This window comes from Chishuiella changwenlii, assembly GCF_900142565.1.
Taxonomy (GTDB): domain Bacteria; phylum Bacteroidota; class Bacteroidia; order Flavobacteriales; family Weeksellaceae; genus Empedobacter; species Empedobacter changwenlii.
Map to the genome: position 1 here is coordinate 92,665 of NZ_FRBH01000005.1, position 10,585 is coordinate 103,249.

Annotated in this window: 11 protein-coding genes; 8 read left to right on the top strand and 3 right to left on the bottom strand. The window is 29.8% G+C overall.

What is annotated here, in order from left to right; genetic code table 11:
• Window positions 1–15 precede the first annotated feature (15 nt).
• The 3 genes from BUA86_RS06785 (at window position 16) to BUA86_RS06790 (ending at window position 1,916) form a co-directional block, all read left to right on the top strand.
• Window positions 16–1,350: an NAD(P)/FAD-dependent oxidoreductase gene (locus BUA86_RS06785; RefSeq protein WP_072931044.1), complete on the top strand. Its 1,335-nt coding sequence runs from the start codon at window positions 16–18 to the stop codon at window positions 1,348–1,350.
• Window positions 1,351–1,434: 84 nt separating this feature from the next.
• Window positions 1,435–1,590 carry a hypothetical protein gene (locus BUA86_RS16110; RefSeq protein WP_178300405.1) on the top strand — a complete coding sequence of 52 codons (156 nt, stop codon included), beginning with the start codon at window positions 1,435–1,437 and terminating at the stop codon, window positions 1,588–1,590.
• 20 nt (window positions 1,591–1,610) lie between these two features.
• Complete coding sequence (locus tag BUA86_RS06790) at window positions 1,611–1,916, top strand: cupin domain-containing protein (protein WP_229731838.1); 306 nt, start codon at window positions 1,611–1,613, stop codon at window positions 1,914–1,916.
• 51 nt (window positions 1,917–1,967) lie between these two features.
• On the opposite strand, the gene BUA86_RS06795 is transcribed toward BUA86_RS06790, so the two are convergent.
• On the bottom strand, window positions 1,968–2,192 hold the full coding sequence (locus tag BUA86_RS06795) for a hypothetical protein (protein WP_143147255.1): 225 nt from the start codon (window positions 2,190–2,192) through the stop codon (window positions 1,968–1,970).
• 61 nt (window positions 2,193–2,253) lie between these two features.
• Entirely contained in the window at window positions 2,254–2,598 is a 345-nt protein-coding gene (locus tag BUA86_RS06800; RefSeq protein ID WP_072931047.1) for an arsenate reductase family protein, read from the bottom strand.
• Between the two features lie 214 nt (window positions 2,599–2,812).
• Between BUA86_RS06800 and BUA86_RS06805 the strand changes: the two genes are divergently transcribed.
• A complete protein-coding gene (locus tag BUA86_RS06805) occupies window positions 2,813–3,442 on the top strand; it encodes a hypothetical protein (RefSeq protein WP_072931057.1) in 630 nt (209 codons plus the stop codon).
• A gap of 270 nt (window positions 3,443–3,712) precedes the next feature.
• Window positions 3,713–5,557, top strand: a complete 1,845-nt coding sequence (locus tag BUA86_RS06810; RefSeq protein ID WP_178300406.1) for a carbon starvation CstA family protein — start codon at window positions 3,713–3,715, stop codon at window positions 5,555–5,557.
• A gap of 67 nt (window positions 5,558–5,624) precedes the next feature.
• Here BUA86_RS06810 and BUA86_RS06815 read toward each other — a convergent pair whose 3' ends face one another.
• The gene (locus tag BUA86_RS06815; RefSeq protein ID WP_072931062.1) at window positions 5,625–8,384 is read right to left on the bottom strand and encodes a M4 family metallopeptidase; all 2,760 of its coding nucleotides are present in this window, start codon (window positions 8,382–8,384) and stop codon (window positions 5,625–5,627) included.
• 198 nt (window positions 8,385–8,582) lie between these two features.
• Between BUA86_RS06815 and BUA86_RS06820 the strand changes: the two genes are divergently transcribed.
• The 3 genes from BUA86_RS06820 to prfB are packed head-to-tail and all read left to right on the top strand — an operon-like array spanning window position 8,583 to window position 10,572.
• Complete coding sequence (locus tag BUA86_RS06820) at window positions 8,583–8,990, top strand: DUF6146 family protein (protein WP_072931064.1); 408 nt, start codon at window positions 8,583–8,585, stop codon at window positions 8,988–8,990.
• A gap of 36 nt (window positions 8,991–9,026) precedes the next feature.
• A complete protein-coding gene (locus tag BUA86_RS06825; protein ID WP_072931066.1) occupies window positions 9,027–9,425 on the top strand; it encodes a hypothetical protein in 399 nt (132 codons plus the stop codon).
• Between the two features lie 46 nt (window positions 9,426–9,471).
• Complete coding sequence (gene prfB, locus BUA86_RS06830; RefSeq protein WP_072931068.1) at window positions 9,472–10,572, top strand: peptide chain release factor 2; 1,101 nt, start codon at window positions 9,472–9,474, stop codon at window positions 10,570–10,572.
• The last annotated feature ends 13 nt before the right edge of the window (window positions 10,573–10,585 follow it).

Below are 10,585 nucleotides of genomic sequence, written 5' to 3' on the forward strand. Positions count from 1 at the left end.
CAAAAAAGTGAAATTTTGGAAAAGAAAAAGATTGTCATTCTAGGTGCTGGATTTGCCGGACTTAAATTAGCCCGTAAACTAAATAATAACCCACACTTTTCTATTACACTTATTGACCGCTATAATTACCACCAATTTCAACCTCTTTTTTATCAAGTTGCAACTGCATCAATTAACGCGAGTGATATTTCATTCCCAATACGTAAAGTTTTTCAGAACAGTAAAAATGTAAGCGTACGTTTAGCAGATGTAACAGGTATAAACAGAGAGAAAAATGAAGTTGAAACCACAATCGGTGATTTTTCTTATGACTATTTAGTTATTGCCACGGGATGTACCACAAATTTCTTCGGTAATAAACAAATTGAGGAATTATCATTTCCAATGAAATCGACAAATGAAGCATTAACGCTTAAAAATCGATTATTAACAAACTTCGAAAGTGCATTTTCTGCAGAATCTGAAGAAGAATTAGAAGAAATCATGAACATTGTTGTTGTAGGAGGAGGACCAACTGGAGTTGAGCTTTCTGGAGCAATAGCACAAATGAAAAAATTTATTCTTCCTAAGGATTATCCAGATTTAGATTTTTCTAAGTTAAACATCTACTTAATTGAAGGTGGACCTAATTTATTAGGACCAATGTCTGATTTGGCTCACAAAAAGTCTTATGAATATTTGACTGGAATGGGAGTTAATGTATGGACAGATGGTAGAGTAATTAATTACGATGGTAAAACTATCTCTTTAGATGATGGTCGTACAATCAAAACTCGTAATTTAATTTGGGCTGCCGGAGTAATGGGGAATGTTCCAGAAGGAACTGTTAAACAAGAAGAATTACAAAGAGGAAATCGTCTAAAAGTAGATAGAACTTCTAAAGTACTTGGATCTGATAACATTTATGCTATTGGTGATATTTCTTCTATGGAAACTCCTAAATATCCACATGGACATCCACAATTGGCTCGTGTAGCTGGAGATCAGGCTGAGCAATTAGCTAAAAACTTTGATAAACTTGGTAATGGTCTTTCAGAAGACAAATTAACATTGTTTGAGTATAAAGATCCAGGTTCTATGGCAACAATTGGGAAACGTAAAGCTGTTGTAGATTTACCTAAATTTTCTTTTTCGGGTAGAATTGCATGGTTTGTTTGGATGTTTTTACATTTAATGTTGATTTTAACTGTAAGAAATAAATTAGCTATTTTCTTAAACTGGGCACACACATATTTAACAAATGATTCTTCGTTACGTATTATTGTGAGACCAACAAAAAAAGATTTTAGATTTAACCTAAAACAATATCGTCGTTTTCCTTTAAACAGAGATAAAAATACAGAAGAATAAACTTTATTATTACAATAATAACATAAAAAGAGAGCTTTATAAGCTCTCTTTTTTTATATTCGATTATAATTATTTAAACATAATATGATGAAACAATTCAGTTATCTACTTATTACTCCTCTATTATTCATTTTTTCATGCAAAGGAACTTCTGATAATTCTACGACAACAAGTGGTAAAATTGCTGATGAAAAAATTGTTTTGGGAAAGGAAAAAAAGTTAGTAATGATAAATTTGTAGGAAATGTTTATCAAGAAATATTGGGTAAAATAGGAACCCAAACAAGTAACGTGACATTTGAGCCTAAAAGTAGAACCAACTGGCATTTACATCCTGGTGGACAAACATTATTGGTAACAGAAGGAGTTGGTTATCATCAAATTGAAGGGAAACCGATTCAAATTATAAAAAAAGGTGATGTTATTAATGTAGAAAAAAATGTTAAGCATTGGCATGGAGGAAGTGTTGATTGTGGAATGTCGCATATTGCAATTAGCATAGACCATGAAGAAAATCCTTCTCAATGGTTTTTACCAGTATCAGATAAAGAATATAACAACTTATAACAAGTAAACAAAAGAAAAGACTTCAATTTATGAAGTCTTTTCTTTTATGAATTAAACAGCATTTAAGTCTTCTTTAATATCATTTTTCTTTCTATATTTCTTTTGTATGTATTCAGCAGCTAAAGAAACAGCTATTCCTCCAACAATACCATAAATAGATCGTTTTCCTAAAAACTTAGCAACTGTAACTCCTGTTGTAGCGGCTGTAGCTAATAATCCAATTTTAGAAGCATTTTCACCGTTCTTTGTTTTTGATAATTTTTCTAATATTTTCATAATATATTTATTGTGATTGTACATTATGAATTAAGCAACTATCAAACCAAAAAAATAAACCTTATTTAATAAACACTGTTACTAATTCTGTTGGCCTACCTACTACTCCACTTTTATCGTCTGTAACAATAGGTCGTTGTAATAATTTTGGATACTCTACCAAAGCATCTAAAATTTGAGCATCTGATAAATCTTTTCCTTTAAAATTTGCTTTCCACTCCTCCTCATTCGTTCTTACAATATCTATTGGATTTACCTTTAATTTTTCTAAGATTTCTTTTAATTCTTTTTTAGAAAGAGGTTCTTTCAAATACTCTCTTACAACATATTTTTTTCCAGATTCTTCTAAAACATTTACAGCATCTCTACTTTTTCCACATCTCGTGTTATGCAATATTGTATACATATCTATTTTTTTTTTAGGTTATTTCTAATTAATTGTAAAGTTATAAATATCTACACTTAACTTTTTATTTTTTTTATCATGTTAGATTACAGCATTTAATAAATAACGATTAAATAATTAATAATAAATTAGTTATTTAATTACACAATAAAGCTTTTGATAAGAACTGGTATACTTTTTGTCATATTAGATACGATCTTAAAATTAAAAATTTATGAAAAAAAATTATTTTTTTAGCTTCTCTTTTATTCTTTTTCTTTTCTATTTTTCTTGCAAAAAAAATGAAGAAAGTGGAAATGTAAATGATAAAATAACGACAGAAAAAGATAAAATATTTACAGGGGAAGATAAAATAATTGCAGAAAAAGTAGATTTACTTTATCAAAATTATGGAAAGGAAGGACTTAGTAGTGAACCTATTTATTCTAAACCAATAATTAAAGATTTATTTAATACTGATTTAGAAAAAGATTTGAATAAAGTAAAAGAGATAACTGAAATTAATAGAAAAAAAATAGAAAATAGCGCAAATCCAACGGATAAACCTTTCATATTAGAAGGTGCTACTTTTACTAGTTTATATGAAGGATACACTTCTTATAAAATAAAAGGTATAGAATATACTGAAAATGTAAATCCAGTAGGTAGTGCTGCTTTAGTAACTGTTCAACTAGAAAACTCTAAAGTTACTCCTCAAGCAGCTTGGATGGATACAATATATTTTGTAAAACCACTTAATAATAGTTGGAAAATTGATAATATCGTATTTGATAATAAACTTTCTGGAGTAAAAGATTTAAAAACGAATTTAAATATTTTCATTTTACAGAATAATCAATTGTAAAATAGATTTCTATTCATTAAACAATATATACATCCGAAGAAATAACCTTTCTTCGGATTTTTTGTGTGTATTTAAATAGTGATTTTATTAAAAGATAAATTTAAGGGTTTATCATTTTTATTAAATAATTTATCTATTTTATAAAAATATCCTCATTAAATAGAGTTATTTACTTCAATATAAATAATTATTAAACGAATAAACTATTTATTAACATTTCGTTATGATTTTTTCTGTAATTTAATTACGTTTAAAAATCACACAAAAAATATGTTCGAATCACTTAACGGTATTAATGCACTTACATTAATTTTTGCTGCATTACTTATTCTCGCTATTTCATACAGGATGTATGGAATTTTTATAGCCAATAAAGTTCTACGTTTAAATGACAAAAATAAAACTCCTGCTGTAGAATTTGCAGATGGACAAGATTATGTCGAAACAAACAAAAATGTTTTATTTGGACACCATTTTGCTGCAATTGCAGCTGCCGGACCACTTGTTGGACCAGTTTTAGCAGCTCAGTTTGGTTATTTACCTGGTGCTTTATGGATTTTGATTGGTTGTGTCCTTGCAGGTGGTGTACACGATATGGTTGTACTATTTGCATCAGTTCGTCACAAAGGTCAAAGTTTAGCAACCATTGCATCTAAAGAAATTGGAGCTTTTACAGGAACTATTGCAGGTTTTGCAATCCTTTTTATTCTAATTTTAACGCTTGCAGGATTATCATTGGCTTGTATAAATGCAATGCACGAAGCTGCTTGGTCTTTATTTACTGTTATTATAACAATGCCTATTGCCATAATTATGGGATTAATTATGCGCTACCGTAAAAATAGTGTAACGTTTGCTAGTATTTTAGGAGGAGTTCTTTTAATTGCTGGAATTATTTTTGGACATGATTTAATGCAAATAGAAAGCATTCATAATTTATTTAGCTGGGATTTAAAAACAATTTCAGTAGCTATTCCTATTTATGGTTTTTTTGCTTCTGTATTACCTGTTTGGTTATTACTTGTTCCTAGAGATTATCTTTCTACATACTTAAAAATTGGAACTATTGTAATGCTTACTATCGGAATCGTTTTTATTGCTCCAACTGTACAAATGCCAGCTATTACAGAGTTTATTCATGGTGGTGGTCCTGTTATTGGTGGTCCTGTTTTACCTTTTATTTTTATTGTGATTGCTTGTGGAGCAATATCAGGATTTCATGCTGTAATTGCAACTGGAACAACTCCTAAAATGATTGCAAAAGAAAGAGAGATTTTATTTGTTGGTTATGGAGCAATGCTTGTAGAAGGTTTTGTTGCACTAATGGCTTTAATTGCAGCTTGTACATTAATGCCAGGAGATTACTTTGCTATTAATACTCCTACAGATGCTTATGGTACATTTATAGCAAATAACCCTGCATTACATACAGTAGACTTAGATTATTTTTCAGAAAAAATTGGAATCGATTTACATGGAAGAACTGGTGGTGCAGTTTCTTTAGCAGTCGGAATGGCTCACATTTTTAATAAAATTCCACACATGGACGAGTTAATGGCTTATTGGTATAATTTTGCAATTATGTTTGAAGCTGTTTTTATTTTAACAGCAATTGATGCAGGTACCAGAGTGGGAAGATTTTTCTTACAAGAAATGTTAGGAAGTGTAATTCCGAAATTTAATGATAAAAATTGGATGCCTGGAATTATAGTGAGTAGTATTATTTTCACATTCTCTTGGGGATATCTAGTTTATACAGGGAATGTAAGTAGTATTTGGCCATTATTCGGAATTAGTAATCAGCTATTGGCAGCCTGTGGACTAATTGTTTGTACCACAATGCTAATTCGACTTAATAGAGGAAAATATGCGCTATGTGCAGCGATTCCAGGAGTTTTAATGGCTATTATTACCTTCTGGGCGGGCTACATACAAGTTATGGATATTTATATACCAAAAAAACAATACACTTTAGCTATTTTAGCATGTATTGCAATGTTACTAATGTTATTTGTTTTTATTGGAGCATTTAAAAAATGGTACGCTTTACTTAATATGAGTACTTCTGCAACAGATAGTTATGGAGAAGTTGTAAAAGAGATTGTAGAACGATAAGATTAATTATAAAAATAAAAAATGGCTGACTTCTTTCGGAGTCAGCCATTTTTAGTTATTGATTGGATTATTTTTTAATAAATTTTTGAGTTATTACTTTCCCATTTTGATTAACTTTTAAAATATAAGTACCTGGTTGAATATAATTAACATCTATTTGTCCTTTAGAAATTCCTGATTTTATAACACCTCCAGTAATGCTTAAAACTTCATAGTTAAACTCTTTGTTATCTTTAAGCACAACATTCAACGTTTCTTTTACTGGACTTGGATATATTTTAATTTCTTCTTCTTTTAATAGATCACTTACAGCTAATTTTTTAGATTTTGCAGTTATAGAATAATCTTCAACTTGTCCATAATTATAACCTATACAACCTGAAGATGTAATGCCATTATACGTTTGTAAAATTCTTAATCTAAGCGGTTGATTTAAAATAGTATCTTCTGGGAGTTTAAATGTTGCTGTTAATTTTGAAGAACTACCTCTAGGGCTAATTACAGCTATTCTCTTATCAAAAGTAAAATCTCCAGTGTTATTCTTATCTAAGAAAATACTATATCCTACAGGAGATTGTTCGTAACCATTAGCAGCTTTTGGAGTAATCTCAATTGTATATTCTGTATCAAGCTCTAAATTTGTATTTAAATAAGCAAAATCCTCATAACCTAATAATTTAGTACTAGAATTATCTATATCTCCTATTTTCACATTACTTATCGTAAAAAAATTTGGAGAAAAACTGCTTGCTAAACATGCTTTAGGTTGACTCGTTGTAGTTATTTTTGCTAAGTTACTTTCTGATGATACATTACTATAATTATCGTAAGCTTTTACTTTAAAATCGTATGAAGTTTCTGGAGTTAAACCAGTAAGTCTTAATGAAGTTTCTTGAGTTTTATATACTTCGGATCCATTTTGTAATATAATATATCCCCAAATTCCATTTTCATCTGTAGAAGAATCCCAACTTAAGCTTACAGCATCTCCTGTAACATCTTTAGCGACTAAATTAGTTGGAGAAGTTGGACTAGTAGTATCTGGAAATAACAAATATTTTCCTCCTATACCAACTGCATAAAATGCATTTTGAACAGCAATAGCCTCTGTCGAATGTTCTCCAAATAAATCTATTGCAGCCTGAATACTAAAATCTCTTGCATTTTTATAATCTGATTTAGATGTTAAATATGCTGTTTCTAGTCTATAAACAATTTTTTCAGCACTTTCCCATCCTATTCCAGTAATATTATAAGAATTTCCAATATCATTCGTACCAGATTTTCCATTAACTAAAATATAAAACCAATGATTAAGTACTCCACTATTGGAATGCACACCACAATAATCATTTATACTACCCCAAGGAATTGTACAACCATCTTCTACCGATGCTGCTTTCCAAAAAGTACCTTTATAAGTATCTGGATCATTTGTTAATTTTGGATCTGACATAGATCTTGAAAAATAAGGTGCTATCAAAAATATATCTTCTCCCATTACAAAAGCATTCTTTTCAGGAGCATATGTATGCTCAACAATAGCAGCCCAAATATCAGAAAAGGCTTCATTAAGAGCCCCAGACTCTCTTTCATATTCCAAATTAGCAGTTTCTTGACAGATTCCATGCCCTAATTCGTGAGAAACTATATCCAGAGATGTTAATGCATCAATATCAGCATTCCCATCACCATAACCCATAAAATCACCAGCCCAAAAAGCATTTACAAGTTCATTACCTACATGAACATAACTGTTTATTGGTGCGCCTTTATCATCATAACTATTTCTATTGAATGTGTTTTTAAAATAATCGTATGTTTTTATTGTACCCCAATGCACATCAAGAGCAGCATCATCTCTCTTATCATTATGGTATTCCTCAGCTGTCCAATTATTATCATTATCATTGAATTCCGATACAAAATCTGAAGACTCCATGTTATTAGCATTTAATGTGTGTATTGTTACACCTCTACTATTATCACGTAAAATATAAGATCCATTTGATAATTCTGTTTCAATAAATCTTTTTCCACTATAGCGTGTATCTGCATTAGCTTGCTCAATTTCTCTCGATTTATCTAATTTTGATGCTTTATTTATGATTTGTATTTCCTTCGATTGATTATTATTTTTCTTTTTATAAAAACTTTCGGAATGTTTAATAATAGCATTTTTCTTTAAAATTAGCCCATTATTAGCGTCCACATAAACATAATCTCTTGATAAAGGTTGTGTTGCAAAAATATCAAACTTATAAACTAAAAATAATGATACTTTACCTTCCTGATTTTCTATAGGAATGTAAACTAATTTGCCTTTTGGTTTTGAGAATTTATTAAGATTTTGAGAATTTTCCCAAGCATACGATTTTGCATTAATACTTTTTTTAGCAAAATCAAACGCTTTACTTTCTCCAATTAATTCTTTATCAGCAACTATATCACTGGTAGAATAATTCCTCCCAGTTATACTGATTATATCACTTCCTTTGTAATTAATATGGTACTCGCCGCCTTCGACGATAGTCCCATTTATATAACTATCATAATATTCTGTTATAAAATCTTGAACACCAGAAGTCGTTTTATTGAATCTTAATTCAATATTATCAGATAGTTTTAAAAGATTATTTAAACTATTTGCAGTAGACTTTCCTTCTTTTGTAATAGCATTTTTAGATGTGCCTTTTTCAAAAACAATCATACTAATCGTTCCATCTTTATTGTACGCAATATTATGAATGGAAGATTGAGCATTAAGTGAAACACTTTGCAACAATAGAAAAGCTAAAATGTTAATAGTAGTAAATGTTTTTTTCATAGAGAGTTTTTTTAATTCTTTAGTTTTAAATCTATAAAAAAATTGCAAAATATACTTTATTCGTAAAATCTAAAATAAATGATTATTACTTAATTTTTACTGAAGTATGCCCTTTCTACACTACATTATTAACTTAAAAAAATTATTATTTTTAATTAATGAATAAAATGTATTAAATTCATTAAAAATCATAAAAAAATGAGAAAGTTAATTTTATTCGTAAGTTTTTCGTTACTGTTTATTGGATGCTCAACCAATAAATCGACAGAAAAAACGGCATCAAATAAAGAAGACAATTCATTAAAATTTGAGCCAAATGATGATGGAGAATATGATATTGTTGTTTTTGATCCTCAATATGAAACTTATTTAAAATCTATTGCATTCCCAAGAGACTATTATTCTAAAGCATATTATGAACAAAGAAACAGACAATATGTAATTGTATGGAATCAACGCCATATGCAACCAATGGTATATAATCCCGACTTATACGCGGTTAGCATAGACTTGGATCCAACGGTTGATTACGGATATGATTTTGAATATAAGCTTTTTAACTTCTTTCGATTCATAGAATATAAATATCGTGTTAGAATTAGATAATATCGTTTACTTTTGCAAACTAATTTTTTAATTAAAATGAACGAATTTTCAACTCAATTATATAATCAAATTATTGAAGTATTACCAGAATTAGGTGGATTTCATAAAAAGGAAAGTGAATTTTTAGAGTTCCATATTGGTAATGAGTATAAAACTAAAATAGGTGATTTATATATCCAAACATCTGCAGAGAATGAAATTTGGATTAAAACTAGCCATCCTTACACAACTTATCAAGTTGACTCGGCAGAAGAGCTTTTATACATTCTAGAAGGTTTATTTTTTAATGAATTATTTTGGGTTGTAAGTTATGAAGATCAAGATTGGGATGATACATTTTTAGTCTTAAAAGATCAAGATATCAAAACAGAAGAAGGAATTACCTACCAAGTACTTTCATGGAATGGTAAAAATGATAAAACAATTGTAGGCTAAATTCATCTCAACTCATTTTCAACGCTAATTTCATACATTTGCATTTATGTTTAATAACGAATTACTAAAAGATATCCAGAAACGTACTCAAGAATTATACGCCTATTTGGAAATTGAACAAAAAGAAATCGAAATACAAAACGAAGAAGAACATGCTGCTTCTCCAGAATTTTGGAATAATCCGAAAGAAGCGGAAAGTTTTATGAAAATTCTTCGTGGTAAAAAGAAATGGGTCGATGAATATCAAGCTATTGCTGATGCAGTAAATGATGTTGAAGTTTTAGTTGAGTTTAATCGCGAAGGTGAAGTTACCGACGATGAAGTGCAGGAACAATACCAAGTTGTTGCAAAGTTATTAGAAGACATAGAGTTTAAAAATATGCTTTCGGAAGAAGGAGATAATCTTGGTGCTGTGCTACAAATTACTGCGGGTGCTGGAGGTACAGAGTCTTGTGATTGGGCGTCTATGTTAATGCGTATGTATTTAATGTGGGCAGAAAAAAATGGATACAAAGTAAAAGAATTAAACTATCAAGCTGGTGATGTTGCTGGTGTAAAAACGGTTACATTAGAAATTGATGGAGAGTTTGCTTTTGGTTATTTAAAAGGTGAAAATGGAGTACACCGTTTGGTTCGTATTTCACCGTTTGATAGTAATGCAAAACGTCATACAAGTTTTGTTTCGGTTTATGTATCTCCTATTGTAGATGATACAATCGAAATTGAAATTAATCCTGCTGATATAGAATTACAAACTTCTCGTTCTGGTGGAGCTGGAGGACAAAATGTAAATAAAGTAGAAACTAAAGTTCAGTTAACACATAAACCAACAGGTATTGTTGTTGTTTGTCAAGTTGAGCGTTCTCAGTTAGCAAACCGCGAGCGTGCAATGGAAATGTTGAAATCTGAATTATATAAAATTGAGCTGGAGAAAAAAATGGCCGCTCGAAACGAAATTGAGGCAAACAAAATGAAAATTGAATGGGGTTCTCAAATTCGTAATTATGTAATGCATCCTTACAAATTGGTTAAAGATGTACGTACTGCGCACGAAACAGGAAATGTTGATGCAGTAATGAATGGAGAAATTGACGATTTCTTAAAAGCTTTCTTAATGTTGATGGGACAAAAAGAAACATCTAAATAGTAACGTAAAAAAC